Origin of the sequence: Cupriavidus sp. H18C1, assembly GCF_049311595.1 — a bacterium.
Classification (GTDB): Bacteria; Pseudomonadota; Gammaproteobacteria; order Burkholderiales; family Burkholderiaceae; genus Cupriavidus; species Cupriavidus cauae.
Window position 1 is genome coordinate 760,176 of record NZ_CP186008.1, and the last position, 25,029, is coordinate 785,204.

General features: G+C 67.3%; 26 protein-coding genes and 2 pseudogenes. 11 read left to right on the forward strand and 17 right to left on the reverse strand.

The genetic code is table 11. The features are described 5' to 3' along the window. The first annotated feature begins 6 nt into the window (after positions 1–6). The 8 genes from OJJOAM_RS03535 (at position 7) to OJJOAM_RS03570 (ending at position 7,007) form a co-directional block, all read left to right on the forward strand. Entirely contained in the window at positions 7–1,092 is a 1,086-nt protein-coding gene (locus tag OJJOAM_RS03535; RefSeq protein WP_422648885.1) for a phosphotransferase, read from the forward strand. A 266-nt stretch (positions 1,093–1,358) separates the two neighbouring features. Further along, positions 1,359–2,345 (forward strand): Bug family tripartite tricarboxylate transporter substrate binding protein, encoded by a 987-nt coding sequence (locus OJJOAM_RS03540; RefSeq protein ID WP_422648886.1) that lies wholly within the window; start codon positions 1,359–1,361, stop codon positions 2,343–2,345. Positions 2,346–2,525: 180 nt separating this feature from the next. Next, positions 2,526–2,675 carry an oxidoreductase-like domain-containing protein gene (locus OJJOAM_RS03545; RefSeq protein WP_149319435.1) on the forward strand — a complete coding sequence of 50 codons (150 nt, stop codon included), beginning with the start codon at positions 2,526–2,528 and terminating at the stop codon, positions 2,673–2,675. A gap of 20 nt (positions 2,676–2,695) precedes the next feature. Continuing rightward, complete coding sequence (locus tag OJJOAM_RS03550) at positions 2,696–3,571, forward strand: NAD-dependent protein deacetylase (RefSeq protein ID WP_422649483.1); 876 nt, start codon at positions 2,696–2,698, stop codon at positions 3,569–3,571. Positions 3,572–4,092: 521 nt separating this feature from the next. Further along, on the forward strand, positions 4,093–4,671 hold the full coding sequence (locus OJJOAM_RS03555) for a hypothetical protein (RefSeq protein ID WP_422648887.1): 579 nt from the start codon (positions 4,093–4,095) through the stop codon (positions 4,669–4,671). After that, complete coding sequence (locus OJJOAM_RS03560; protein ID WP_422648888.1) at positions 4,607–5,413, forward strand: hypothetical protein; 807 nt, start codon at positions 4,607–4,609, stop codon at positions 5,411–5,413. The genes OJJOAM_RS03555 and OJJOAM_RS03560 overlap by 65 nt, the downstream gene beginning before the upstream one ends. A gap of 152 nt (positions 5,414–5,565) precedes the next feature. Continuing rightward, positions 5,566–6,549 carry a hypothetical protein gene (locus OJJOAM_RS03565; RefSeq protein ID WP_422648889.1) on the forward strand — a complete coding sequence of 328 codons (984 nt, stop codon included), beginning with the start codon at positions 5,566–5,568 and terminating at the stop codon, positions 6,547–6,549. Positions 6,550–6,632: 83 nt separating this feature from the next. Next, entirely contained in the window at positions 6,633–7,007 is a 375-nt protein-coding gene (locus OJJOAM_RS03570; RefSeq protein ID WP_422648890.1) for a hypothetical protein, read from the forward strand. Positions 7,008–7,035: 28 nt separating this feature from the next. Here OJJOAM_RS03570 and OJJOAM_RS03575 read toward each other — a convergent pair whose 3' ends face one another. Further along, positions 7,036–7,965 carry a LysR family transcriptional regulator gene (locus OJJOAM_RS03575; RefSeq protein WP_422648891.1) on the reverse strand — a complete coding sequence of 310 codons (930 nt, stop codon included), beginning with the start codon at positions 7,963–7,965 and terminating at the stop codon, positions 7,036–7,038. A gap of 195 nt (positions 7,966–8,160) precedes the next feature. Here OJJOAM_RS03575 and OJJOAM_RS03580 point away from each other — a divergent pair, with 195 nt between their 5' ends. From OJJOAM_RS03580 to OJJOAM_RS03590, 3 genes are all read left to right on the forward strand, one after another. Continuing rightward, positions 8,161–9,423 (forward strand): acyl-CoA dehydrogenase family protein, encoded by a 1,263-nt coding sequence (locus OJJOAM_RS03580; protein ID WP_149319357.1) that lies wholly within the window; start codon positions 8,161–8,163, stop codon positions 9,421–9,423. A 197-nt stretch (positions 9,424–9,620) separates the two neighbouring features. Then, positions 9,621–10,313 carry a glutathione binding-like protein gene (locus OJJOAM_RS03585; protein WP_422648892.1) on the forward strand — a complete coding sequence of 231 codons (693 nt, stop codon included), beginning with the start codon at positions 9,621–9,623 and terminating at the stop codon, positions 10,311–10,313. 452 nt (positions 10,314–10,765) lie between these two features. Next, positions 10,766–11,149 carry a helix-turn-helix domain-containing protein gene (locus OJJOAM_RS03590; protein WP_149319359.1) on the forward strand — a complete coding sequence of 128 codons (384 nt, stop codon included), beginning with the start codon at positions 10,766–10,768 and terminating at the stop codon, positions 11,147–11,149. A 51-nt stretch (positions 11,150–11,200) separates the two neighbouring features. On the opposite strand, the gene ureG is transcribed toward OJJOAM_RS03590, so the two are convergent. The 16 genes and pseudogenes from ureG to OJJOAM_RS03670 form a co-directional block, all read right to left on the reverse strand. After that, positions 11,201–11,824, reverse strand: a complete 624-nt coding sequence (gene ureG / locus OJJOAM_RS03595) for an urease accessory protein UreG (protein ID WP_006578011.1) — start codon at positions 11,822–11,824, stop codon at positions 11,201–11,203. Positions 11,825–11,939: 115 nt separating this feature from the next. Continuing rightward, a complete protein-coding gene (locus OJJOAM_RS03600; protein WP_422648893.1) occupies positions 11,940–12,632 on the reverse strand; it encodes an urease accessory protein UreF in 693 nt (230 codons plus the stop codon). 15 nt (positions 12,633–12,647) lie between these two features. Beyond that, entirely contained in the window at positions 12,648–13,313 is a 666-nt protein-coding gene (gene ureE, locus OJJOAM_RS03605) for an urease accessory protein UreE (protein WP_422648894.1), read from the reverse strand. A gap of 2 nt (positions 13,314–13,315) precedes the next feature. Further along, the gene (gene ureC, locus OJJOAM_RS03610; RefSeq protein WP_422648895.1) at positions 13,316–15,034 is read right to left on the reverse strand and encodes an urease subunit alpha; all 1,719 of its coding nucleotides are present in this window, start codon (positions 15,032–15,034) and stop codon (positions 13,316–13,318) included. Beyond that, a complete protein-coding gene (locus tag OJJOAM_RS03615) occupies positions 15,034–15,339 on the reverse strand; it encodes an urease subunit beta (protein WP_174108083.1) in 306 nt (101 codons plus the stop codon). The genes ureC and OJJOAM_RS03615 overlap by 1 nt, the downstream gene beginning before the upstream one ends. 61 nt (positions 15,340–15,400) lie before the next feature. Continuing rightward, positions 15,401–16,117 (reverse strand): HupE/UreJ family protein, encoded by a 717-nt coding sequence (locus tag OJJOAM_RS03620; protein WP_422649484.1) that lies wholly within the window; start codon positions 16,115–16,117, stop codon positions 15,401–15,403. Positions 16,118–16,316: 199 nt separating this feature from the next. Further along, positions 16,317–16,619, reverse strand: coding sequence for an urease subunit gamma (locus OJJOAM_RS03625; protein WP_006579911.1), 303 nt, complete (start codon positions 16,617–16,619; stop codon positions 16,317–16,319). Positions 16,620–16,680: 61 nt separating this feature from the next. Then, positions 16,681–16,914: a hypothetical protein gene (locus OJJOAM_RS03630; protein ID WP_422648896.1), complete on the reverse strand. Its 234-nt coding sequence runs from the start codon at positions 16,912–16,914 to the stop codon at positions 16,681–16,683. Further along, a pseudogene (locus OJJOAM_RS03635) lies at positions 16,902–17,784 on the reverse strand (urease accessory protein UreD). The gene OJJOAM_RS03630 and the pseudogene OJJOAM_RS03635 overlap by 13 nt, the downstream one beginning before the upstream one ends. A 41-nt stretch (positions 17,785–17,825) precedes the next feature. Further along, positions 17,826–18,519: pseudogene (urtE, locus tag OJJOAM_RS03640) on the reverse strand (urea ABC transporter ATP-binding subunit UrtE). 76 nt (positions 18,520–18,595) lie between these two features. Continuing rightward, on the reverse strand, positions 18,596–19,474 hold the full coding sequence (gene urtD / locus OJJOAM_RS03645) for an urea ABC transporter ATP-binding protein UrtD (RefSeq protein WP_422648897.1): 879 nt from the start codon (positions 19,472–19,474) through the stop codon (positions 18,596–18,598). Continuing rightward, positions 19,471–20,736, reverse strand: coding sequence for an urea ABC transporter permease subunit UrtC (gene urtC / locus OJJOAM_RS03650; RefSeq protein WP_422648898.1), 1,266 nt, complete (start codon positions 20,734–20,736; stop codon positions 19,471–19,473). Before urtC ends, urtD begins: the two co-directional genes overlap by 4 nt. Continuing rightward, entirely contained in the window at positions 20,733–22,370 is a 1,638-nt protein-coding gene (gene urtB / locus OJJOAM_RS03655; protein WP_422648899.1) for an urea ABC transporter permease subunit UrtB, read from the reverse strand. The genes urtC and urtB overlap by 4 nt, the downstream gene beginning before the upstream one ends. A 176-nt stretch (positions 22,371–22,546) precedes the next feature. After that, positions 22,547–23,803, reverse strand: a complete 1,257-nt coding sequence (urtA, locus tag OJJOAM_RS03660) for an urea ABC transporter substrate-binding protein (RefSeq protein WP_422648900.1) — start codon at positions 23,801–23,803, stop codon at positions 22,547–22,549. A gap of 199 nt (positions 23,804–24,002) precedes the next feature. Further along, positions 24,003–24,482 (reverse strand): MaoC family dehydratase, encoded by a 480-nt coding sequence (locus tag OJJOAM_RS03665; RefSeq protein ID WP_006576677.1) that lies wholly within the window; start codon positions 24,480–24,482, stop codon positions 24,003–24,005. A gap of 55 nt (positions 24,483–24,537) precedes the next feature. Next, on the reverse strand, positions 24,538–24,990 hold the full coding sequence (locus OJJOAM_RS03670) for a MaoC family dehydratase (protein ID WP_422648901.1): 453 nt from the start codon (positions 24,988–24,990) through the stop codon (positions 24,538–24,540). Positions 24,991–25,029: the final 39 nt, after the last annotated feature.

The following is a 25,029-nucleotide window of genomic DNA, read 5'->3' on the forward strand; positions in this document are numbered from 1 at the left end:
GACAGCATGAGCAGCAATCTTTCCCAGTTCGAGGGCACGCGCCCGGTCGCCGACCAGCAGCGCTTCGATACCGCCGCGCTCGAAGCCTGGCTGCGCGACCATGTCGAGGATTTCGCCGGGCCGCTGACGGTCGAGCAGTTCAAGGGCGGCCAGTCCAATCCCACCTTCAAGCTGATCACGCCGGGCCGCACCTACGTGATGCGCGCCAAGCCGGGACCGAAGTCGAAGCTGCTGCCGTCGGCGCACGCGATCGAGCGCGAGTACCGCGTGATGGCGGCGCTGGCGAACACCGACGTGCCGGTCGCGCGCATGTACGCGCTGTGCGAGGACGAGGCCGTGATCGGCCGCGCCTTCTACATCATGGAGTACGTCAACGGCCGCGTGCTGTGGGACCAGTCGCTGCCGGGCATGAGCCCCAGCGAACGCGCCGCGATCTACGACGAGATGAACCGCGTCATCGCCGCGATGCACACCGTCGACTACCAGGCCATCGGGCTGGGCGACTACGGCAAGCCGGGCAATTACTTCGCGCGCCAGATCGAGCGCTGGACCAAGCAGTACAAGCTGTCCGAGACCGAGAAGATCGACGCGATGGACGCGCTGATGGACTGGCTGCCGCACCATATCCCGGAGGAAGACCAGGACCTGACCAGCATCGTCCATGGCGACTACCGGCTCGACAACCTGATGTTCCACCCCACCGAGCCGCGCGTGCTGGCGGTGCTGGACTGGGAGCTGTCGACGCTCGGCCATCCGATGGCCGACTTCGGCTACCACTGCATGAGCTGGCATATCGCGCCGGGCCAGTTCCGCGGCATCGCCGGGCTCGACTACGCGGCCCTTGGCATCCCCGATGAGGCCACCTATCGCCGCATGTACGAGCAGCGCACCGGGCGCCAGATCACCGGCGACTGGAACTTCTACCTGGCCTTCAGCATGTTCCGCATCGCCGGCATCCTGCAGGGCATCGCCAAGCGCGTGGTCGACGGCACGGCATCGTCGGCGCAGGCGGTCGACGCCGGCCGGCGGGCGCGGCCGATGGCCGAGATGGGCTGGCAGTACGCGCAGAAGGCGAAGCAGCGGATCGCCTGAGCCGGGACGACATACGATCGAGGCAGACCTGACAAGGGCTGGCGCGGCGATGAGCCGTGCCAGCCCTTTTCCTTTGGACGTCATCCGGCTGAAGCCCCGCAGTATTGTCCGACGACATATAACCGACACTGACGCCGCCACCCCCGGGATTTCCCTGAATCCGGCAAAATTTCCCTAGTTTCCCGCTAGACGGCCGGGTATTTCGGCTCTTATGATGGCGACCATTGTTGTATGACGACTGACAAATAACCCGTTCCGGAGACATCATGCACGCACGCCGCCGCTTCCTCAGACTGGCCTCCACCGCCGCCCTCGCCGCTGCCGCCGCCCCGCTGGCGGCCCCCGCCCTCGCCGCCGATGCCTGGCCGAACCGGCCGATCCGGCTGGTGGTGCCCTATCCCGCCGGCGGCTCGTCGGACATCATCGCCCGCCTGATCAGCAAGCAGCTGGGCGAGGCGCTGGGCCAACCCGTGGTGGTCGACAACCGTCCGGGCGCCAACGGCAACGTCGGCGCCGCCTTCGTCGCGCAATCCGGCGGCGACAACCACACGCTGCTGCTGTGCGATGTCGGCGCGCTGGCAATCAGCCCGTCCGTCTACACCAAGCTGACCTTCGATCCGGCCAAGGACCTGAAGGGTGTCGGCATGCTGGCCTACTCCCCGCACATGCTGGTGGTCAACCCGTCGGTGCAGGCCAATTCGCTGAAGGACCTGGTCGAGATGTCCAAGCGTGGCGAGCTGAATTTCGCCGTCACCGCGATCGGCAGCGCCCCGCACCTGGCCGGCGTGGCCGTGCAGCAGGCCACCGGCGCCAAATGGCAATACGTGCCGTACAAGGGCGGCGCGCAGGCAATTGCCGATACCGTGGGCGGCACCGCGCAGGTGCTGATGAACGGCATGCTGGCCACGCTGCCGCATGTGCAGAGCGGCAAGCTGAAGGCGATCGCGGTGTCCAAGCGCACCCGCATGCCGCTGGTGGGCAATCTGCCGACCATCGCCGAACAGGGTGTGGCCAACTTCGAATCGGGCACCTGGCAGGGCGTGATGGCGCCGGCCAAGATGCCGGACGCCGCGGTGACGCGCCTGAACGCCGAGCTGGTGCGCATCATCCGTTCGCCCGAAGTGCGCGCGCAGCTGGCCGGCCAGGGCGCCGAGGTGGTGACGATGACGCCCGCCGAGACCAACCGCTTCTTCGCGGCCGAGAAAACCCGCTGGGCCGCGGTGGTCAAGCAGGCGGGCATCAAGCTGGACTGACGGCGGCCAGCCGGGAGGCTTTCGGCACTCCCCTCCCGGCCCGGATGAGCCCGGGCGTGGCCCAGGCGGCAAGCGTATACTGGCCGTTGCTATCGATTTTGACCGGTTCACGCTGTCCGCTACCTTGTCCGCCGCTGTGTCCGCCCCCCTCCCCCTCACTCTCACGACGATCCCCGCCCGCTGCCGCCCAACCGGCCCGACGACGACGCCTGTTGCGGCAGCGGCTGCAGCCCCTGCATCTTCGATTTCTATTACGAGGAAATGGAGCGCTACCGGCAGGAACTGCGCGCCTGGCTGGCGCGGCATCCCGAGGAGGCGCCCTCGCCGTGACGGCCATGATCACCGCGGCGATGCCGGGCGCTGCCGCGCCAATCGCGGTCGACGGTCCGCCGCATGGCGACGACGACGCGCTGATCGGCTTCGTACGCCGGCACCCGCGCCTGCTGGTGCTTACCGGCGCCGGCATCAGCACCGATTCGGGCATCCCCGGCTATCGCGATGCCGATGGCAACTGGCGTGCGAGCACGCCGATCCAGCATCGCGAATTTCTCGAATCGCACGCGCGCCGCCAGCGCTATTGGGCGCGCAGCATGGTGGGCTGGCCGATCATGTCGCGCGCCTTGCCCAACGACGCCCACCGCGCGCTGGCCCGCCTGCAACAGGCCGGGCACGTGGAAGCGCTGGTCACGCAGAACGTCGACGGCCTGCACCAAGCGGCGGGCAGCACCGGCGTGATCGAGCTCCATGGCAGCCTGAGTTCGGTCGTCTGCCTGTCCTGCGGCGAACGTCACCCCCGCGCCGACATCCAGCACGAACTCGAAGCGGCCAACCCGGCCATCGTGGGCTTGTCGGCCGTGCCGTCGGCCGATGGCGACGCGCATCTCGAGCCCGACGACCTGGACGGCTTCACCGTGCCGCATTGCCGCCGCTGCGCCGGCATCATCAAACCCGACGTGGTGTTCTTCGGCGATTCGGTACCGCGCGACCGCGTGTCCGCGGTCCACGAGGCATTGCAGCGCGCCGACGCGCTGCTGGTCGCGGGCTCCTCGCTGATGGTCTTTTCCGGATACCGCTTCTGCGTCGCCGCCGCGCAGGCCGGCAAGCCGGTCGTCGCGATCAATCTCGGCCGCACCCGCGCCGATCCCCTCCTCACCATGAAGGTCGCCGCGCCCTGCGGCGCCACGCTGACGCACCTGGACGCCGCGCTGGGCAACATCGCTGTCTGACTTCGCAGCAAATTCGATACGAATAAGTCGCAAATCGGAAACGGCCGTAAACGACCGACAGTTGAGACACCAATTCAGTAGCAGCATGTGACCCGTCGTTGGTTGTGGCGCGGGCGCGGACAGTGGAATTTTGTCGCGACAGCCACCACCGCCACGACCGCGAAGAATCTGGGGCAGGCACTCGGCGATGCCGGCCCCGGCCATGAAAATCTCCCCGTCACAGGCGAACACCATGACCGTCTCCTATTTGAGTTCGATGTCGGCTCGACAAAGCTATGCGGCCAAAACCTTGTTCGAAGGACAAATCAGTGTCCCACCGCTGACCCCGCAAGCCCTACCCGCCTTCATTGAGAACGCTGAACGACTTTTTCTGACGGAACACGTCAAGCTCGAAATCGACGGAAAGGCCCTCGATTTCCGCGATCTGGTCAGCCGCAGCGATAACAGGGGAGGGTGCGACCATTCTGGAGGCGATCGCCAACAAGCTGGCGGGCGCATTTACCGGCCCCGAGGATCGGCGCGTGATCGAGCTTGCGCACTACGAGGTCGCCGGCCTCGTTTCCAGCCCGGACTTCTGGGACGCCGTGGAAAGCGCCCTCCGGGAAACGGTCAACCGCGACGCGGTTGGCGGAGAGCTTCGCCTGGAAAGCGTGTCGCAGCTCGGCATGAATATCGTTCTGGCGAAAGACGGAAAAAACCTGGAATGCCATCTCATTGCCAACTGGAGGGAATACAGGCAAGGCAACGAATGGCATGCAATGTCCGATCTCAGCCCGGTGCTGAAGGCGCGCGCAAGGATATTGATCGGACTGAAGCCGGGGCGCGGCGGCCATCGCCTGGAGGCGAGCTTCGTCCATCTGCATGCCAATAGTCCGCTGCCCGAGATCCGGCAGCGGTTGCTCGACCGCCAGCCGACGCTCGGCCAGAAGCTGCTGAACGCGCTGGCCAGCATCCCTTTGCTGGGCCGGCTGTTCCGCGGCACGCAAATCAAGCTGACGATCGGGGGAAGATCTGCGGAGTCGTCGGATCGCATATTTGCCTGCGCTGCCCAGCGACCTGCACTGGCTCGGTACCGCGCACGAACGGCACCAGACCGATGAACGGACGCTCGGCAGGCATGTCATCGTCAAGAAGCTCAAACACAAACCGAACTGGGTCCGCACCCTCCCTCTCGGCGTATCGCAGATCGGAGCGGACAACCTGCCGGAGAATCAGCCGGCGCCATTGAAGACGCTGCTGGATCATCGACCGCAAGATCTGCAACGGAAGGCCCAAGTACTGCAGGCGTTGGACCAGAATGCTCAGCAACCGCGGGGGTACATCCCCGATGCGCCGGCGAATATTCCGCCACTGGCAGACAATCAAGCGCGAATTGCCGAGCTCGAATCGCAGCTGCAAGCAATGCAACAAGAATTGGAAGCGCAACGCCAATTGCGCGAGCAATCCGAGGCAGAGCGGGACACCGCCCGCTCGGACGCTGCAAGCCTGCACCAACGCGTAGCGGTCGCAGAGAGCGAGCGCATCGAAGTGAGCGGCGAACTCGAGCGTGTGAGAAGCCAATACCAGGAAGCGCAACAGAGGATCCAGGACCAGACAGCGCAACTTGCAAGACACGAAGCGAAGCGCGCCGCCAAAGCCATCGCAGCATCCCCGGTTGAACGAGTGATCCACCAACAGATGGTCGCTGCGGGCAAGGCGCCCCAGCGCAGCCGCGCGACGACATTGCCGGGGCCGAACGCTTCCTCTTCGAGCACAGTCGCGAACAACGCCGCCGAGAGCGACGAGTCGCAAGACCGGCCAGCTGCTGGCCGTGTGGCCGCGCCACAGCGGCATTCCGATTGACCGTCGGCCGCACTCCGGAGGCGGGATAGAACCTCGCTGTTGCGGCATCCGCGTGCGCAATTCCGGTTCCCGCCCGGTCAGCGGCGCATTCCCAATACCGATCGCCACCGTCCGCCATGCCATTCTCCAAACCTGTTATCGATCCCTCTGCCATGCTGCATGCCGTCACGCATGCGCCGATGCCCATTCCGACGGCTCCCCCGGAGCGCATCGCGCGCTCCAATTTCGGCATGGCCTTTGCCCAGACCGCATGGAAATTATTCGAAGAGGACCGCTGCCGCATCGAATTCGCGGGCGCGAGCCATGTCAATTCCGACAATCTCGTCGAACAAGCCAGGCTGAACAGTCGAATCCGCGACAGGCATGCTCAGTGCGCGGACGCATACAGCAGGACTCAGGCCGGCCACGAACTGATTGCCGCGATTGCGCGCGAATTGAAGGCGCAGGCGGCGCCTGGACAGAACATCGACCATGTGGCACACGCCTATACCGCCGCGGCGACCCTTTGCACCGACGAGTTCTGGAAGGCCGAGGCGATGGCGCTGCGAACGATATCCCTGCGCAACGGAATCAATCTGCCGCTGCTGCCTTCGGTGGTCAGCGCGCGCATCACACCGCTGGAAGACGGCACCGGCTGGCGCATCAACAAGCTGATGAAATGGCATTCCTACACCGGCCCGGGCGGCAACATCCATTACATGTCGAATCTGCGCCCCGTCCTCAAGATCGACCATCAGATCGAATTCCGTTGCGATGCCGACGACCCGCCATGGCGCAGCATGTTGAACTGGATCCAGGGGCGGGACCCCACACGATACAAGGTGGGCGACTGCTCTGACGCCATTCACGTGGCATGCCTGGCGCCGGCACTCGACCAGGCCCTGACGACGATGCAGCCGGGGGAGCGGCAATCCCTTGATACGCCTGTTGTCCCGGCTTTTCGACTACCTTTCCGACCTCTTTCACGACATGCTCGACGAGTGCCGCCGCCGCGAGGGGGTGGCCTACCGCAGCATCGCGGCCGGCGAGGCGGAGCCCTTCCGGCACGAGCGCCCCAGCGGAATCGGACAGTATCGGAGCGATACCGCGACCGCGGATCAGTCGCTGACGCCGATCCAGCTGCATCGGCAACGTGAGGCGGGGGGACAGGGGTCTCATACCGGTCGAATACAGACGCGCCAATGAACGCCACTATGTCGCCCGCAGGACGGACGATCGGATGAACGGCTCCGGCTGCTTTGTGTTCGAAGCGGTCGACGCCGAGCACCATGTCATGCGGCAATCGACCGCCGACGGCGATCTGCGGCCTTCGATGCAATCGGTTCTGCACGACTCGCGCGGCATGGAGCCGCCCAAACCGGTGCGCGGCGAACCGCCGCCGGACGAAGCGTCGGACTTCAGCGACGATGACGGCGAGGAGCGCGCCGGCGGCCAGCCGTGCGCAAACGACGTCGCCGAACGGGAATCCGCCCCCCTTGCCGACATCCCGGATGATCGGGCCCCCATCCCCGACTCGCGCATCGCCGCCGCCGAACCCCGGCTGCTTTCGCCGCTTGGTGCCAGCTGGATCATGATTCCTGGAATGACCACCTGAGAAGCGTAGGAGCGGCCGGCGCGACGGATCAGGAGGCGCCCGGCGCGCCGCTCTCCAGCCCCGCCATCACCGCCATCAACTGCTCGCGCAGCCACCGGTTCGCGCCATCGTTCTCCCCGCCCGCATGCCAGTACAGGTGCAGCTCGAGCGTGGGCACCTTGAACGGCAGCGTCAGCAGCCGATTGCCATAGGCCTCGTTGGCAATGCGCGCATAGCGCAGCGGCAACGTCGCGAGCAGGTCGGTGCAGCTCACGATGCGACAGGCTGCGGCGTAGTGCTGGCAGCGCAGCCGCACCCGCCGCGTCATGCCCATCCGGTGCAGCGCCTGGTCCTCCAGCCCCGCGCCGCGCCGCCGCGACGACACGTGCACGTGTTCGGCGGCCAGATAGCGCTCCAGCGTCAGTTCTTTCTTGACCAGCGGATGGTCGCGCCGGGCCAGCACCACCATTGGATCGGCCATGAACTGCGCGTGGTGGATCGCCGGCGAGACCGGCAGCAGGATGTCGATCGCGGCATCGAGCGTACCGGCCAGCAGCTCCGACTCCATCTCGCGGCGATCGAAGCGCACCGCGGCGATGTCGACGTGCGGCGCCACCGCGGCGACGCGCGACATCAGCGGCGGCAGCAGCGTCGACTCCAGCGCGTCGCGCATGCCGATGGTGAAGCGCCGCACCGTCGCGGCCGGATCGAAATGCGGCGTGTCCTGCAGCGTGCGCGCGAACGACTGCAGCGCGGTGCGCACCTCCCCGGCCAGCGAGCGCGCCAGCGGGGTCGGCGCCATGCCCTGCCCGCGCCGCTCGAACAGCGGATCGTCGAACAGCGTGCGCAATCGGCCGAGCGCATGGCTGACCGCCGGCTGCGTCAGGTTCAGCTGCCGGGCGGCCGCCGTGATGCTGCCTTCGGTGTAGATGGCGTCAAACACGACGAACAGGTTCAGGTCGATGCGGGAGAGCTGCATGCCGGCGATTGTGTCATGGAATGCAGCATATTGATACCGTCGAATCCAGAAAATTCATTTTTCATATTCCATCGAATCGGATAGAGTGCCCTCAGTCGGCGTATATCGCGCCCGCCCGCCGCCTGCCGGTCCGCTGCCCTGCGGTGGTCCGGCATCAGCGGCGGGGCCAAATCGCAGGGGTTGTGAGGAGACACCATGGATTTCGAATACTCACCCAAGGTCAAGGAAATGCGCGCCAGGCTGCTGGCCTTCTTCGACCAGCACATCTATCCGAACGAGAAGCGCTTCCACGCCGAGATCCAGGCCAACCGCAAGGCCGGCAACGCCTGGGTGCCGAGCAAGCTGATCGAGGAACTGAAGCCGCTGGCGCGCGAGGCCGGCCTGTGGAACCTGTTCCTGCCGCGCTCGCCGCGCGCGCCCGAGGGACTGTCCAACCTGGAATACGCGCCGATGTGCGAGATCATGGGCCGTGTGCCCTGGTCGCCGGAAGTGTTCAACTGCGCCGCGCCCGACACCGGCAACATGGAAACGCTGGAGCGCTACGCCTCCGAGGAGCTGAAGGACAAGTGGCTGGAGCCGCTGCTGCGCGGCGAGATCCGCTCGGCCTTCCTGATGACCGAGCCGGACGTGGCCTCGTCGGATGCGACCAATATCCGCTGCCGCATCGAGCGCGATGGCGACCACTACGTGATCAACGGCACCAAGTGGTGGTCGTCGGGCGCCGGCGACCCGCGCTGCAAGGTCTATATCGTGATGGGCAAGACCAATCCCGATGCGGGCCGCCACGAGCAGCAGTCGATGATCGTGGTGCCGGCCGATACGCCGGGGATCACCGTCAAGCGCCACCTGCCGGTGTTCGGCTATGACGACGCGCCGCACGGCCACATGGAGATCGAACTGAAGAACGTGCGCGTGCCGGCGGACAACATCCTGCTCGGCGAAGGCCGCGGCTTCGAGATCGCGCAGGGCCGCCTCGGCCCGGGCCGCATCCACCACTGCATGCGCAGCATCGGCGTGGCCGAGCGCGCGCTCGAACTGATGTGCAAGCGCAGCCTGGACCGGGTCGCCTTCGGCAAGCAGATCGCCCGCCATGGCGTCACGCAGGAACGCATCGCCGAGGCACGCTGCGAGATCGAGATGGCGCGCCTGCTGACGCTGAAGGCCGCGTACATGATGGACACGGTCGGCAACAAGGTGGCCAAGGCCGAGATCGCGATGATCAAGGTGGTGGCGCCGAACGTCGCGCTGAAGGTCATCGACTGGGCGATCCAGGTGCATGGCGCCGCCGGCGTGTCGGAAGACTTCCCGCTGGCCTCGTGGTGGGCGCACCAGCGCACGCTGCGCCTGGCCGACGGTCCGGACGAGGTGCACCGCAACGCGATCGCCAAGCTGGAACTGGCCAAGCATATGAGCCTGAATCCGGACGAGATCCAGATGCCGGTCACGCGCGGCGGCTGATGCCGTCGTCCCGATAAAGAACATCCGGCGGCCCTCCGGCCGCACGACTCCAGGGCAGCTGCGCCGGCAGCGAGCCATCCACGCGCAGCCTGTCTGCGCGTTTTTTTCTTCTGTGATTAAATGCGTCGGTCCATTCAACCGGCGCTCCGCTCCGCTGGCGAGTCGGCGGCGCCCTCTCCCGTCCAGGAGCTTGCTCGATGATCGATGTCTACAGCTGGGCCACGCCCAATGGCCACAAGGTTCATATCATGCTGGAAGAGTGCGGCCTGCCCTACCAGCTGCACCCCATCAATATCGGCGCCGGCGACCAGTTCGGCGAGGCATTCCTGAAGATCAGCCCGAATAACAAGATCCCCGCCATCGTCGACAGCGAAGGGCCGGACGGCAAACCGATCTCGCTGTTCGAATCGGGCGCGATCCTGGTGTATCTGGCCGGCAAGACCGGCAAGTTTCTGCCCGAGGACGTGCGCGGCAAATACGAAACGCTGCAATGGCTGATGTTCCAGATGGGCGGCGTCGGGCCGATGCTGGGCCAGGCGCACCATTTCCGCATCTATGCGCCGGAGAAAATCGAATATGCGGTCAACCGCTATACCAATGAAGCGCGCCGCCTCTATGGCGTGATCGACAAGCAGTTGTCCGGCCGCCCCTGGCTGGCCGGCGACGAATATACGATCGCTGATATCGCGACCTTCCCGTGGCTGCGCAGCTGGCAGAACCAGGGCGTCGAACTCGACGACTATCCCCATCTGAAGCGCTGGTTCAATACGATCGCCGAACGGCCCGCGGTCAAGCGCGGCGTCGAGGTACTGGCGCGAGAACGCAAGCCGCTGCATACCGAGAAGGAGCGCGAGATCCTGTTCGGCGCCACGCAATACGCCCGCCGTTGAGCCGGGCGGCGCCGCGGACCACGCTCGCGGCGCCGTCTTCCTCGCGCGCTGCGCAGTCCTCTCGCCGGCCGTCCCGCGGCCGGCTCCCGCCTCACTCCTGTCTTTGCCGGCGTCCCCACGCTGCGGCAACCGTCTCCCGCCACGCCGGCTGCCTCAGCGCCTGATTTGCGGCTCCCGATTTCGCCAGATTAACGCGCAACCACGAACTTATCGTTTTCGGACACGCGGATTCAGGTGAATACCTGTATGACATTCGCTCGTGTCCATGCGAAAACAGTGCATCCCGGTTCTCGTTCCGCCGTCGTCCATCCGATTTTCGACAGTAAATGCAACCTATAGGGTGAGTCCACACACTTTATGTTGGCTGACACCGATTGTGCGACGGACTCTAGGATGTCGAGTCGACCGGGCCAATCCCTTAACTTCCTTCGAGTTCACATCTTGTCCAAACCATGGTCGGCGATCCTCTCAAGCAATTTGGCCAACGCCTGACGGCCCTGCGCAAGCAAAGGGGCTGGTCCCAGGAAAAGCTCGCCCTCGAAAGCGGAATGGCGCGTTCCTATCTCAGCGGCATCGAACGCGGACTGCGTAATGTCGCGCTGATCAACATCTGCACCCTGGCCGATACCCTCGGCGTCCCTCCCGGCGAAATGTTGAAGTTCGATGGCGAAAACGCGGTGTTGACAGTCGAGGAATTACGCGTTCCATTTGGCGGCGAGGAAACCACCGCGCAACGCAATGCGCGGCGTTACATGGCAAGGCTCGATAATGACGACCAGGACCTGGTCGCCTCGGTGGCACGAGCCCTCGCCCGCAAGCGCAACAACCACACCTAGCACGCGCGCTCGACGGCGCCGCACATCGCGGCTACATCACGGCTATCGCGGCTACATCGCCAGCATGCCCTGCCGCTCGATGAAGCGGATCACCGCGTCAAGACCCTGCCCCGACTTGACGCTCCCCATCACGAAAGGCCGTTCCCCGCGCATCTTGCGCGCATCGCTTTCCATCACGTCGAGGTTGGCGCCGACATACGGCGCGAGATCGGTCTTGTTGATCACCAGCAGATCCGACTTGGTGATGCCCGGCCCGCCCTTGCGGGGAATCTTCTCGCCGCCGGCGACATCGATCACGTAGATCGTCAGGTCGGACAGCTCCGGGCTGAATGTCGCCGCCAGATTGTCGCCACCGGATTCGATGAACACCACGTCGGCATCGGGAAAACGCGCCAGCATGCGGTCGACCGCCTCGAGGTTGATCGACGCGTCCTCGCGGATCGCCGTGTGCGGGCAGCCGCCGGTTTCCACGCCCATGATGCGCTCGGCCGGCAGCGCGCCGGAGATCGTCAGCAGGCGCTGGTCCTCCTTCGTGTAGATGTCGTTGGTGATCGCCACCAGGTCGTAGCGCTCGCGCATGGCCTTGCACAGCATCTCCAGCAAGGTGGTCTTGCCGGAGCCGACCGGGCCGCCGACGCCGACGCGCAGCGGAGGGAGTGTCTTGGTACGGGTCATGATGTCTCGTCCGATTCGATGAGTAGCTGCGAATGTGTGGCCGCGGATGTTTGGCTGCGGATGTTTGGCTGCGGATGTTTGGCTGCGGATGTGTGCCTGCGGAGTGCGGCTGCGCTTACGAGCGGAACAGCCGCGAATACTGCGTTTCGTGGCGCGCCGACAGCAGGCCCAGCATCGGCGACAGCGTCGACAGAGCGGGCGGTTCGACATCGGCGCGGCGCGTTGCCTCGGCCACGGCGTCGAGCACGCAGCCATGCATGCCGCGCAGAATCTGCTGGCCCGCCACCTGCCCCAGCGGCACTGCCTTGATCGCCGCGGCGATCTGGTTCTCGGCCCAGTTGAAACAGTAGGCCGCCAGCCCATCGCCCTCGTCGACCTGCAGCGCGACGCAGGCGGCGGCGAACGCGGTCGGCAGGCACACCGGCGACATCGCCGCCAGCGCATCGCGCAGCGCGGGCTCGCCCCATGCCATCTGCCCGACCAGCCGCGCCAGCGACCATCCCATCTGCTCGGTCTCCAGCCGCAGCTCGGCGCTCTCGCGGCTGCCGTGGAACCAGTCGTTCCAGTAGCGCACGCCCTCGCGGTCGCCGGCACGCCAGGCGCGATGCAGCAGCAACCACAGCGGCGCTTCGGCATGCGCCTGCACGTGCAACAGACTGTCGCGAATCCACTGCCCCGCACTATCGGCATCCCGCACGATGCCGCAGTCGATCGCCGCCTCCAGCCCCTGCGAATAGCTGAACCCGCCGATCGGCAGCGCCGGCGAGGCCAGATGCAGCAGCGAGAGCAGTTGGGCAAGGCGGGTCATGGCAGCGCGATCGAGTCAGTGCCGGTGGCAGCAGCCGGCATGGTGCCCGTGATCGCCATGCGAATGATCATGGTCATGCGGGTGACCATGATCATGCGGGTGATCAGGGCCATGCGGATGCTGGTGCGGATGTGAGTGCGAGTGCGAGTGCGAGTGCGAGCCCCCATGATGCTCATGAAACACCGCCTGCGCCGCCGCATAGTCCTCGGCGAAGGTTGCGTCGTGGCCGTGCTTGTGGCCGCCGCCGTAGGCGCCGGCCTCCGGTTCGAACGGCAGCTCGGCGCGCTCGGCCTGCACTCCCAGGCGCATCAGCATGTCGGCCAGCACCGGATCGTATTCGAGCCGCAGATAGTCGCGGCCGATCTCGACCGGCGTGTGGCGGTTGCCCAGGTGATAGGCGGCGCGCATCAGCGCGTGCGGATTGTCGGCACGCACCTGCAGCACCGATTCCGCGGCCGCCTGCACCTCGACGAACGTGCCGTCGGCGCTCACCAGCAGATCGCCGCCGCGCAGCACCGTGCCGCGCGGCAGGAAGATCGCGGCTTCCTCGCCGTTGTCGAGCACGGCGCGCAGGCGGCTCTTGCTGCGGTCGCCGAAGGGCAGCACCAGCTTCGGCGCGCGGCGCACCAGCACCGGCGCGATGCCGTGCGGCGCGGGAAGATGCTTGTCGATCTTGTGCATGGTCAGAACAGGAAATAGCGCTGCGCCATCGGCAGCGAGGTGGCCGGCTCGCAGGTCAGCAGCTGGCCGTCGGCGACGACCTGATAGGTCTCCGGATCGACGGTGACGGTCGGCTGCCAGTCGTTGTGGACCATGTCGCGCTTGCTGACCGTGCGCGTGCCGCGCACCGCGGACAGCGTCTTCTGCAGCCCGTAGCGCTCGCCCACGTTCGCGGCCAGCGCGGCCTGCGACACGAAGGTCAGCGACGAGCGGTGCAGCGCGCCGCCGGCGCTGGCGAACATCGGCCGATAGTGCACCGGCTGCGGCGTCGGGATCGACGCGTTCGGATCGCCCATCGCCGCGGCGGCGATCATGCCGCCCTTCAGGATCAGGCTCGGCTTGACGCCAAAGAACGCCGGCTTCCACAGCACCAGGTCCGCCCACTTGCCGACCGCGATCGAGCCGACCTCATGCGCGACGCCGTGCGTCAGCGCCGGATTGATCGTGTACTTGGCGACATAGCGCTTGACGCGGAAGTTGTCGTGCCCGCCGCGCGCATCGTGCGGATCGCCGGGCAACTTGCCGCGCTGCACCGCCATCTTGTGCGCGGTCTGCCAGGTGCGCAGGATCACCTCGCCGACACGCCCCATCGCCTGCGAGTCGCTGGAGATCATCGAGAACGCGCCGAGGTCGTGCAGGATGTCCTCGGCCGCGATGGTCTCGCGGCGGATGCGGCTTTCGGCGAAGGCGATGTCCTCGGCGATCGACGGATCGAGGTGATGGCAGACCATCAGCATGTCCAGGTGCTCGTCGATCGTATTGATCGTGTAGGGCCGCGTCGGATTGGTCGAAGACGGCAGCACGTTGGCCTCGCCGCAGACCTTGATGATGTCAGGGGCGTGCCCGCCGCCCGCCCCTTCGGTGTGATAGGTATGGATGGTGCGACCCTTGAACGCGGCGATGGTCGCCTCGACGAAGCCGCCCTCGTTCAGCGTGTCGGTATGGATCGCGACCTGCACGTCGGTCGCGTCGGCCACCGACAGGCAGGTATCGATCGCCGCCGGCGTGGTGCCCCAGTCCTCGTGCAGCTTCAGCCCGATCGCGCCGGCCTCGACCTGCTCGACGATCGGCTGCGGCAGGCTGGCGTTGCCCTTGCCCAGCAGGCCGATATTCATCGGATAGGCATCCACCGCCTGCAGCATCCGCTCCATATGCCAGGGGCCGGGCGTCACCGTGGTCGCATAGGTGCCGGTGGCCGGGCCGGTGCCGCCGCCGATCATCGTGGTGACGCCGCTCATCAGCGCCTCCTCGATCTGCTGCGGGCAGATGAAGTGGATATGGCTGTCGATGCCGCCGGCGGTCACGATCATGCCCTCGCCCGCGATCACCTCGGTGCCGGGGCCGATCACGATCGTCACGCCCGGCTGGATGTCCGGATTGCCCGCCTTGCCGATGCCGGCGATGCGCCCGTCCTTGATGCCGATGTCGGCCTTGACGATGCCCCAATGGTCCACGATCAGCGCATTGGTGATCACCGTGTCGACGCAGTCGCGCGCCAGCCGCTGGCTCTGTCCCATGCCGTCGCGGATCACCTTGCCGCCGCCGAACTTGACCTCCTCGCCGTAGATCGTGAAATCCTTCTCGACCTCGATCACCAGCGCGGTGTCGGCCAGCCGCACGCGGTCGCCGGTGGTCGGGCCGAACATCTCGGCATAGGCCTGCCTTCCGATTGTCAACGCCATCACAGCGCTCCCATGATCTTGCCGTTGAAGCCATAGACGATGCGGTCGCCATCGAGGGCGACCAGCTCGACGGTGCGCGACTGCCCCGGCTCGAAGCGCACCGCGGTACCGGCGGCGATATTGAGCCGGAAGCCGCGCGCGGCATCGCGATCGAAGTCCAGCGCGGCGTTGGTCTCGTGGAAGTGAAAATGCGAGCCGACCTGGATCGGCCGGTCGCCGGTATTGGCGACCGTCAGCCGTATCGTCGCGCGGCCCGCGTTCAGTTCGAGCTCGCCGTCGGCGGGCATCAGTTCACCGGGGATCATGGCGTCTCCTGTCGTGCTGTCGTGCTGTCGTGCTGTCGTCTGTCGGCCATCGGCTGCGGGATCAGGCCACCATCAGCCCGACGCCATACAGCGCGACACCGGCGCCGGCCGCGCGCGCGAGCCACGGCGCATGCCGGCGCAGCAGCGTGCCGGCGGCGATGCCGGCCAGATGCAGCGCCATGGTCGCGACCGCAAAGCCACCGACATACGCGAGCACCGCCGGCAGCGCGCCGGCGCTGGCCGGCAGTTCGGCGCCGTGCGCGTAGCCATGGAACAGCGCGAAGCCGCCGACCAACGCCATCGCCGCGCCTGCCGGCAGCGGCGCGCGCAGCGCGACCAGCAGGCCGACGACGAGCAGCGAGGCGGCGATCATCGGCTCGACCGCGGGCAGGCCAACGCCGGCGAGGCCGAGCGCGGCACCGACCAGCATCAGCGCGACGAAGGTCAGCGGCACGCGCAGCACGCCACCGCCCGCGCGGACCGCGCCGCGCGCGCCGACCGAGCCGACCGAGCCGACCGAGCCGACCGAGCCGACCGAGCCGAACGAGCCGAACGAGCCGAACGCACCCGCCGTGCCGACCGCCAGCGCGCTCCAGACGCCGACCGCCACCATCGCCAGCATGTGGTCGGCGCCGGTCAGCGGATGCAGCAGGCCCGAGGCCAGGCTGGCGCCGACACTGGCGACGTCGTGGCCCGGGTGGGCGAGCGCCGGCGCGCTGGCCAGCACGGCGGCCGTGGCTGCCAGATGCGTGGTGATGCGCGCCCGGCCGCGCGGCATGGCTTGCTGGAAGGAAAGGGAGCGAATGAAACCGGCCATGTTTGTCCTCGGTGGAATACGGAAAATTCAGTCAGCGGCTGGGATGCCCGCCATGCTTGGGATGCTTGCCTGCTTGCCTGCTTGCCTGCTTGCCTGCTTGCCTGCTTGCCTGCTTGCCGGCGTGCGATGCGCGCATGCGTTGCGATACGCCGGTAGTGCGTCAGACGATCGGCTGATGCACGGTGACCAGCTTGGTGCCGTCGGGAAAGGTCGCCTCGACCTGGATCTCGGGGATCATCTCGGCGACGCCGTCCATCACGTCCTCGCGCGACAGCACCGTGGTGCCGGCATGCATCAGTTCGGCGACGGTGCGCCCGTCGCGCGCGCCCTCCATGATGGCGGCGGTGATCAGCGCCACCGCCTCGGGATAGTTCAGCTTCAGCCCGCGCGCGCGGCGGCGCTCGGCCAGCAGCGCGGCGGTGAAGATCAGCAGCTTGTCCTTCTCTCTTGGCGTCAGTTCCATCGCCTGTCCTCGGTGTTTGCTTCGTTGTCTTTCGGTTCGCGCGGCACGCAGGCCATCGCGTTCACCGGTACGGCCGCCATGACGGCCGCCTGACGTTCGCCAATACGTCCGCCATAGCGTCCGCCATAGCGTCCGCCATTACGTTCGTCATCACCTCCGCCCTTACGCCGGCCATCGCGTCGGCCCTCACGTCCGCCATCGCGTCGGCCATCGCGTCGGCCATCGCGTCGGCCATCGCGTCGGCCATCGCGTCGGCCATCGCATCGGCCATCGCGTCCGTCATCACGTCGACCACAGCCGCAGCGGCCGCGCCGCTACCCCATGGATCGGCATGCGCAACGCGCTCCATGCCGCCACCATCAGCTCGCGCACCGGCTCGATGCGCGCGCCCAGCACGCGCAGCAGCAGCATCGGCTGCTCGGGGTCGGTGAGGCACGTCACGCCGGCGCGCAGATCGGCGCGATACGGCAGGCTCTCGGCAAGCCGCTCGGCCAGCTCCTGCGTCGCGCCCGCGCCGACGGCCCACAGCGTGCCGAGCACCGGCAGGCCGTCCAGCCCCACGCGCGCGTGGCGCAGCGGCGAATCGGCGTCGAGGCGGGCGTGCTCGCGCCACAGCGTGCGCGTGCCCTGCCCGATGCGCGTATCCATCCACGCGGTGCCGCGCCGCCACTGCTCGCCGGAGGCCTGCCGGCCGAGCACCAGCGCGTCCCAGCCGATTGCGCTGGCGCCGGGCGCCACCTCCACCGTGGTCGCGAGCCGCGCGCGCATCGTCGAACACGATGTTTTCCTGCGGCAGCCAATCGAGCCGCGCGCCGGCCGCGACGGAAACGTGCACGCGCTGGCTGGCGTCGCGGCCGAGCGACTTGTACCACTTGGTCGCGCCCGGCGTGGCCAGCACCGCGTGCGCGCCGGGCTCGATGTCGATCTCGATATCGAGCACGTCGCCGCCCGCGATGCCGGCCGGCGGATGCAGCACCACCGCATGGCAGATGCCGCCCTCCGGATACAGCGGCTTCTGCACCATCAGCGGCCCGGCATGCCGCCGCTCGACCAGCCCGCTGCGCTCGCCGCGCACCGCGAAGCGCAGGCGCAGGCTCGCGTGCCACGCGGCCGGCATGGCGAGCGTCGCGGCGGGATCGTCGGCGGGGAAATCGGGATGGCGCATGGACTCGGCGAAAACGGGAGAGAGAGAAAGAGAGAGGCGGCCTAGACCGCGATCATCTCCCGCACGCCCTCGTCTTCCATCCGCTCGCCCTCGCCGCTGGCCACCACCTCGCCGCGGCTCATCACCACATAGTGATCGGCCAGATGGCGCGCAAATTCGTAGTACTGCTCGACCAGCAGCACCGTCATGCCGAACTCGTCGACCAGCAGCCGCAGCGCGCGGCCGATGTCCTGGATGATCGACGGCTGGATGCCTTCGGTCGGCTCGTCGAGAATCAGCAGCTTCGGCTCGCTCATCAGCGCGCGTCCGATCGCCAGCTGCTGTTGCTGCCCGCCGGACAGGTCGCCGCCCGCGCCGCTGCCGCATCGTGCGCAGCACCGGAAACAGCTGGTAGATGCGATCGGGCACGCCGGCCGGCTTGCCGCTGCTTGCGGCGCCGATCAGCAGGTTCTCCTCGACGGTCAGCCGCGGAAAGATCTCGCGCCCCTGCGGCACATAGGCCAGCCCGGCGGCGACGCGCTCGTAGGGCGGCGCCTTGTCCAGCGTCCGGCCATTCCAGCGGATGCTGCCGCTGCGCGTCGGCACCACGCCCATCAGGCATTTCAGCAGCGTGCTCTTGCCCACGCCGTTGCGGCCGAGCAGCGTCGTCAGCCGGCCCTCGGGCACCTCGAAGCTGACGTCGCGCAGGATATGGCTGCCGCCGTAGTACTGGTTCAATCCGCTGACTTGCAGCATCGGCTTTCCCTTTTGCGTTCCCATTCAGCGCCGCAGTTCAGCGCCGCTGTTCGGCGCCCGAATTCAGCGCCGAAATTCACCGCCCCAAATACGATTCGATCACGCGCTCGTCGCGCTTGACCGCGTCCAGCGTGCCCTCGGCCAGCACGCTGCCTTCCGCCAGCACCGTGACCTTGCCGGACTCGCCCGCCAGCGCGGCGACGAATTCCATATCGTGTTCGACCACCATCATCGAGCAGCTGCCGCGCAGGCCATCGAGCAGCTTCGCCAGTTGCATGGTTTCCTCGTCGGTCATGCCGGCTACCGGTTCGTCGAGCAGCAGCAGCTGCGGCTGCTGCATCAGCAGCATGCCGATCTCGAGGCGCTGCTTCTGCCCGTGCGACAGCAGCCCCGCCGGCCGGTAGGCCTCGTCTTCCAGGCCCGTCAGCGCCAGCGTCTGCTCGATGCGGTTGCGGCCGTCGGCGTCGAGCCGCGCGCGCAGCGACGACCACCAGCGCTTGTCGGCCTTCATCGCGAGCTCCAGGTTCTCCCACACCGCGTGCTGCTCGAACACGGTGGGCTTCTGGAACTTGCGGCCGATGCCGGTCTGCGCGATGGTCGGCTCGTTCAGCCGCATCAGGTCGATGCTCTGGCCGAGAAACACGCGGCCGCTGACCGACGCATTGCGCGGCCCGGTCTTGCCGGTGATCACGTCCATCATCGTGGTCTTGCCCGCGCCATTCGGGCCGATCACGCAGCGCAGCTCGCCGTGGTCGATCGACAGCGTCAGCTTGTTCAGCGCGCGGAAGCCGTCGAACTGCACGGTGACGTCCTCGAGGTAAAGGATCGGGCCGTGCGAGACATCGATGGTGCCGCGCTCGAGCACGCGGCCCAGGCCGGTGGCATCGCCGCTTTCCGCCTGCGCGGCGTCGGGGCGTGGCGTCGGGTTTCGATTCGGGTTGGTGGCGGCGCTCATGCTTTTCCTCCGCTGCTGGCGGCCGGGGCCGCGATCGGTGCGGCGGGCGTCGTCGGCGACGCGGATGAAGAGGGTGACGCGGATGCAGCGGGCGACGCGGAGGCCGCTGACGGCGCAGACGCGCGCACACCGTCGGCACGGCGCAGGCGCGCCAGCAGCCCCACCACGCCATTCGGCAGATACAGCGTCACCAGCACGAACATCGCGCCGAGCAGGAACAGCCAGTACTCGGCGAAATGCGCGGTGAACAGCGTCTTCGCGCCATTGACCAGGAACGCGCCGATCACCGGACCGATCAGCGTGCCGCGCCCGCCGACCGCGACCCAGACCGCCATCTCGATCGAATTCGCAGGCGACATCTCGCCCGGATTGATGATGCCGACCTGCGGCACATACAGCGCGCCCGCGATGCCGCACAGCACCGCCGAGAAGGTCCAGACGAACAGCTTGTAGCCGAGCGGGTTGTAGCCGGAGAACATCACGCGCGTCTCGGCATCGCGCACGGCGGTGACCACGCGCCCGAGCTTCGAGGTCACGATATAGCGGCAGGCGATCAGCCCGCCCAGCAGCGCGAAGGCCGTCAGCACGAACAGCACGGTGCGCGTCTCGGGCGCGGCGATGGCGAAGCCCGCGATGCGCTTGAAGTCGGTGAAGCCGTTGTTGCCGCCGAAGCCGGTCTCGTTGCGGAAGAACAGCAGCATCGCGGCGTACGTCATCGCCTGCGTGATGATCGACAGGTAGACGCCCTTGATGCGCGAGCGGAAGGCGAAGAAGCCGAACAGCCAGGCCAGCACGCCGGGCACCAGCACCACCAGCAGCAGCGCATAGCCGAAGTGTTCGGTGCCGTGCCAGAACCACGGCAGCTCCTTCCAGTCGAGGAACACCATGAAGTCGGGCAGCTCGCTGCGATAGACGCCGTCGCGGCCGATCGCGCGCATCAGGTACATGCCCATTGCGTAGCCGCCCAGCGCGAAGAACAGCCCGTGACCCAGGCTCAGGATGCCGCAGTAGCCCCACACCAGGTCGAGCGCGATCGCCGCCAGCGCGAAGCACATGATCTTGCCGATCAGCGTCAGCGCATAGGCGGACAGATGCAGCGGATGGGTGTCGGGCAGCACCAGCGCGCACACCGGCACCGCCACGGCCGCGAGCAGCGCGACGATGGCGAGCGCCAGCCAGCCCCGCACGGAAAACAGCGGCTGGCGCGCGGGAACCGCCAGCGTGAAGGCACGCGTGCCGGGATCGATCGAGCTTTGCATCATGCCTCCGCGCTGCGCCCCTTGAGCGCGAACAGTCCCTGTGGCCGCTTCTGGATGAACAGCACGATCAGCACCAGGACGATGATCTTGGCCAGCACCGCGCCGTAGAACGGCTCGATGAACTTGTTGATGATCCCCAGGCCGAAGGCACCGACGATGGTGCCGGCCAGCTGCCCCACGCCACCGAGCACGACCACCATGAAGGAATCGATGATGTAGGCCTGCCCCAGGTCGGGGCCGACATTGCCGATCTGCGACAGCGCGCAGCCGCCCAGGCCCGCGATGCCCGCGCCGAAGGCGAAGGCATAGCTGTCGACCTTCCAGGTGCGCACGCCGACGCAGGCGGCCATCGTGCGGTTCTGCGTGGTGGCGCGCACGAACAGGCCCAGCCGGGTGCGGTTCAGCACGGCCCAGGCGATCGCCACCACGGCCAGCGCGAACACCACGATGACGATGCGGTTGTACGGGATCACCAGCCCCGGCATCCACTGCACGCCGCCGCTCATCCAGCTCGGATTGGCGACCTCGACGTTCTGCGCGCCGAACAGCATCCGCACCGCCTGCATCAGCAGCAGGCTGACGCCGAAGGTCGCCAGCAGCGTTTCCAGAGGCCGGCCGTACAGATGGCGCAGCACCAGCCGCTCCAGCACGAAGCCGACCGCGGCGGCGGTAAGGAAGGCCGCGGGCAAGGCCGCCGGCAGATACCAGTCGAAGGCGTCGGGCAGATAGGTGCGGAACAGCGACTGCACCAGCCACGTCGCATAGGCGCCGATCATCAGGAATTCGCCGTGGGCCATGTTGATCACGCCAATCAGGCCATAGGTGATGGCCAGGCCCAGCGCGGCCAGCAGCAGCACGCTGCCCAGGCTCAGGCCGGCGAACAGGTTGCCGATCAGCTCGGCCTGGCGCTCGCTCGCTTGCAGGTTGTCGAGCGCCTGCTGCGCGGCGGCGCGCAGTTGCGCGTCGGGCTCGCGGTATTGGCCGCCCTCGTCCCGTTCGACCAGCGGCTGCAGCCGCTGGCGCGTGGCCGGATCGCTGTCGCGGCCGAGAATGCGGATCGCTTCGAGCCGTTCGTCCCGGCTGCCGTCGGCCAGCACGGTATTGGCCCAGATCACGTCGAGCTGGGCGCGCAGCGCGGTGTCGGCCTCCGACTGGCGCGCGGCGGCGACGGCCTCGCGCGGCGCGTCCTCGGGGCGCTCGAGCAGCGCGGCGATCGCCTGCGCGCGCACGGTGGCGTCGGGCGAGGACAGCAGCAGGCTGCCAGCCGCGCCGTCCACCTGCGCGCGGAGGCTGTTGTTCAGGGTCAGCGATTGCAGCGCGCCGGCATCGACCTCGACCGGCTTGCCGGTGATCGCGTCGACCGCGCGCTCGCCCTCGACGCGCACCATGCCGACGCCGGGCGCGAACTGCAGCGTGTCGTCCTGCAGCGCCTGCAGGATCGGGCCGGCCTGCTTGGGGTCGGCCTTGGCCAGCGCGACGATGGCGGCGCGCTTGGCATCGAAATCGTCTTCGGCGAGGGGCTGCAGATCGGCCTGGGTCAGCGCGGCGGCCGCCCACAGCGCGGGCGCCGCCATCAGCAGCAGCACGGCGAGCGTGGCGCGCCACCAGGGCGCGCGGGGCAGCATGGGTCGGGACATGGAGATGGGTGGTGGTTGGATCAAGGCGATGGCCATCGAACGAACGGCAGCGGAACAAGGGACGCCGCTGCCGTCCCCCCTCTGCGGAATGCGAGAACCGACTGTGTCCCCCCTCTCCCCCTCGAGGAGGAGAGGGTCGGGGAGAGGGGGCGGGATTTGCCCCCCAACGACAGCCCTTACATCACCTTGTCCGGCTTGCCCTCGTTGCCCGCGATGAACGGGCTCCACGGCTGCGCGCGCAGCGGCTTCGGCGTCTTCCACACGACCGAGAACTGCCCGTCGCCCTTGACCTCGCCGATCATCACCGGCTTGTACAAATGGTGGTTCTCGCCCATCGTCAGCGTGAAGCCGCTCGGCGCCTTGAAGGTCTGGCCGATCATCGCGGCGCGGACCTTGTTCGGATCGGTGGACCCAGCCTTCTTGACCGCCTGCGCCCACATGTGGATGCCCACGTAGGTCGCTTCCATCGGATCGTTGGTCACGCGCTTGTCGCCGCCCGGCAGGTTGTTCGCCTTGACCCAGGCCGCCCACTGCTTGCGGAACGCGTCGTTCTCCGGATTCTTGACCGACATGAAGTAGTTCCATGCGGCCAGATGGCCGACCAGCGGCTTGGTGTCGATGCCGCGCAGCTCTTCCTCGCCGACCGAGAACGCGACGACCGGCACGTCCTTGGCCTTCAGGCCCGCGTTGCCCAGTTCCTTGTAGAAGGGCACGTTCGAATCGCCGTTGATCGTCGAGATCACCGCGGTGCGGCCGCCCTGCGAGAACTTCTTGATGTTGGCGACGATGGTCTGGTAATCGCTGTGGCCGAACGGCGTGTAGACCTCCTCGATATCCTTGTCGGCCACGCCCTTGCTCTTCAGGAAGGCGCGCAGGATCTTGTTGGTGGTGCGCGGGTACACGTAGTCGGTGCCCAGCAGGAAGAAGCGCTTGGCGCCGCCGCCCTCCTTGCTCATCAGGTACTCGACCGCGGGAATGGCCTGCTGGTTCGGCGCGGCGCCGGTGTAGAAGACGTTCTTCGACATCTCCTCGCCCTCGTACTGCACCGGATAGAACAGCAGCGCGTTCAGTTCCTCGTAGACCGGCAGCACCGACTTGCGCGACACCGAGGTCCAGCAGCCGAAGGTCACCGCGACCTTGTCGTTGCTGATCAGCTGGCGCGCCTTCTCGGCGAACAGCGGCCAGTTCGACGCGGGATCGACGACCACCGGCACCAGCTTGCGGCCCAGCACGCCGCCGCTCTTGTTGATCTCGTCGATGGCCATCAGCGCGACGTCCTTCAGCGACGTCTCCGAGATCGCCATCGTGCCCGACAGCGAATGCAGCACGCCCACCTTGATCGGCTCTTTCGATTGCGCGATCGCCAGCGGGCTGGTACCGATCATCGCCGCGGCGGCCACCGCCGACAGCTTCAACACCTCACGTCGTTTCATTGCAGCTCCCTAGCTCTGTTTGTGTTCGAGGAAGAACGCACCCCGGGAGCACTTCTGCAACTAGCGTGCCACAAAAAAGAACGCGGCCTGGGGCCGCGCGGGAGACTGCATTGGCATGACAGCACCGTGGCGGTGCGCCGGCGCCTTGCATCACGATGGTGCGATGATGCAAAGCGGTGCGACGCACCGCCCCGGGGCGTCAGGAGTAGCGGCGGCTGATCGATTCCGCGACGCAGACCGGACGGTCGCTGCCCTCGCGTTCGATCGTGACCTCCCAGGTCGATTGCGCGCCGACCAGGTCCGGGGCATTGGGCGGCGGCGCGATGCGCTCCACCTTCAGCAGCTTGATGCGCGCGCGCAGCCGGCTGCCGACCGGCACCGGGGCGGTGAAGCGCACGCGGTTCAGGCCGTAGTTGACGCCGATCTTGACGCCCGGCATCTGCATCGCGCTCTGCATCAGCGCGGGCAGCAGCGACAGCGTCAGGAAGCCGTGCGCGACCGGCGCGCCGAACGGCGATTCGCGCCGGGCGCGCTCGGGATCGACGTGGATCCACTGATGGTCGCCGGTCGCCTCGGCGAACAGGTTGACCTGGTGCTGCGTGATCTCGGTCCAGTCGCTGACGGCGACCTCCTGCCCCTGCAGGCCCTCGAGCTCTTCCAGCGAAGCGATGGTGCGCATCTTCTCTCCTTGTCCTATGTCCGGTCGGAACGACGTCCCGGTTCGATTCAGGGATTCAGGCCGGCCGGCGGCCGTACATGCCCATGCCCTTGACGGTGCAGACCAGCTCGCCGCGCTGGTTGACCGCCTCCCACTGCGTGTGCACGACGCCGCGGTCGGGCTTGGACTGCGACGGCCGCTTGTCCAGCACCGACACGAAGACGGTCAGCGTATCGCCGGCATAGACCGGCTTGAGCCAGCGGATCTCGTCGACGCCGGGCGAGCCCATGCTGGCCGACTTCGACGTCATGTTATCGACCAGCATGCGCATCATCACCGCGCAGGTCATCCAGCCGCTCGAGATCAGGCCGCCGTAGATGCTGCGCCGGGCGGCCTCCTTGTCGACGTGGAAGGGCTGCGGATCGTATTGCGTCGCGAAGCTGACGATCTCGTCCTCGGTGATCAGCCGCGAACCGAGCTCGCGTCGGCTGCCGACGACGAAGTCTTCGAAATACATGGTGTCGGACATGGGGTCTCCAGTCTGCTGGGTTGTTCTGGTCCACCAAAG

Excerpts from the sequence above, each read along its gene's own strand:
- OJJOAM_RS03535 (WP_422648885.1), top strand. The coding sequence starts at position 7 with ATGAGCAGCAATCTTTCCCAGTTCGAGGGCACGCGCCCGGTCGCCGAC.
- OJJOAM_RS03540 (WP_422648886.1), top strand. The coding sequence starts at position 1,359 with ATGCACGCACGCCGCCGCTTCCTCAGACTGGCCTCCACCGCCGCCCTC.
- OJJOAM_RS03550 (WP_422649483.1), top strand. The coding sequence starts at position 2,696 with ATGCCGGGCGCTGCCGCGCCAATCGCGGTCGACGGTCCGCCGCATGGC.
- OJJOAM_RS03565 (WP_422648889.1), top strand. The coding sequence starts at position 5,566 with ATGCTGCATGCCGTCACGCATGCGCCGATGCCCATTCCGACGGCTCCC.
- OJJOAM_RS03570 (WP_422648890.1), top strand. The coding sequence starts at position 6,633 with ATGAACGGCTCCGGCTGCTTTGTGTTCGAAGCGGTCGACGCCGAGCAC.
- OJJOAM_RS03575 (WP_422648891.1), bottom strand. The coding sequence starts at position 7,965 with ATGCAGCTCTCCCGCATCGACCTGAACCTGTTCGTCGTGTTTGACGCC.
- OJJOAM_RS03580 (WP_149319357.1), top strand. The coding sequence starts at position 8,161 with ATGGATTTCGAATACTCACCCAAGGTCAAGGAAATGCGCGCCAGGCTG.
- OJJOAM_RS03585 (WP_422648892.1), top strand. The coding sequence starts at position 9,621 with ATGATCGATGTCTACAGCTGGGCCACGCCCAATGGCCACAAGGTTCAT.
- OJJOAM_RS03590 (WP_149319359.1), top strand. The coding sequence starts at position 10,766 with ATGGTCGGCGATCCTCTCAAGCAATTTGGCCAACGCCTGACGGCCCTG.
- ureG (WP_006578011.1), bottom strand. The coding sequence starts at position 11,824 with ATGACCCGTACCAAGACACTCCCTCCGCTGCGCGTCGGCGTCGGCGGC.
- OJJOAM_RS03600 (WP_422648893.1), bottom strand. The coding sequence starts at position 12,632 with ATGACCCGCCTTGCCCAACTGCTCTCGCTGCTGCATCTGGCCTCGCCG.
- ureE (WP_422648894.1), bottom strand. The coding sequence starts at position 13,313 with ATGCACAAGATCGACAAGCATCTTCCCGCGCCGCACGGCATCGCGCCG.
- ureC (WP_422648895.1), bottom strand. The coding sequence starts at position 15,034 with ATGGCGTTGACAATCGGAAGGCAGGCCTATGCCGAGATGTTCGGCCCG.
- OJJOAM_RS03615 (WP_174108083.1), bottom strand. The coding sequence starts at position 15,339 with ATGATCCCCGGTGAACTGATGCCCGCCGACGGCGAGCTCGAACTGAAC.
- OJJOAM_RS03620 (WP_422649484.1), bottom strand. The coding sequence starts at position 16,117 with ATGCCGCGCGGCCGGGCGCGCATCACCACGCATCTGGCAGCCACGGCC.
- OJJOAM_RS03625 (WP_006579911.1), bottom strand. The coding sequence starts at position 16,619 with ATGGAACTGACGCCAAGAGAGAAGGACAAGCTGCTGATCTTCACCGCC.
- urtD (WP_422648897.1), bottom strand. The coding sequence starts at position 19,474 with ATGAGCGCCGCCACCAACCCGAATCGAAACCCGACGCCACGCCCCGAC.
- urtC (WP_422648898.1), bottom strand. The coding sequence starts at position 20,736 with ATGATGCAAAGCTCGATCGATCCCGGCACGCGTGCCTTCACGCTGGCG.
- urtB (WP_422648899.1), bottom strand. The coding sequence starts at position 22,370 with ATGTCCCGACCCATGCTGCCCCGCGCGCCCTGGTGGCGCGCCACGCTC.
- urtA (WP_422648900.1), bottom strand. The coding sequence starts at position 23,803 with ATGAAACGACGTGAGGTGTTGAAGCTGTCGGCGGTGGCCGCCGCGGCG.
- OJJOAM_RS03665 (WP_006576677.1), bottom strand. The coding sequence starts at position 24,482 with ATGCGCACCATCGCTTCGCTGGAAGAGCTCGAGGGCCTGCAGGGGCAG.
- OJJOAM_RS03670 (WP_422648901.1), bottom strand. The coding sequence starts at position 24,990 with ATGTCCGACACCATGTATTTCGAAGACTTCGTCGTCGGCAGCCGACGC.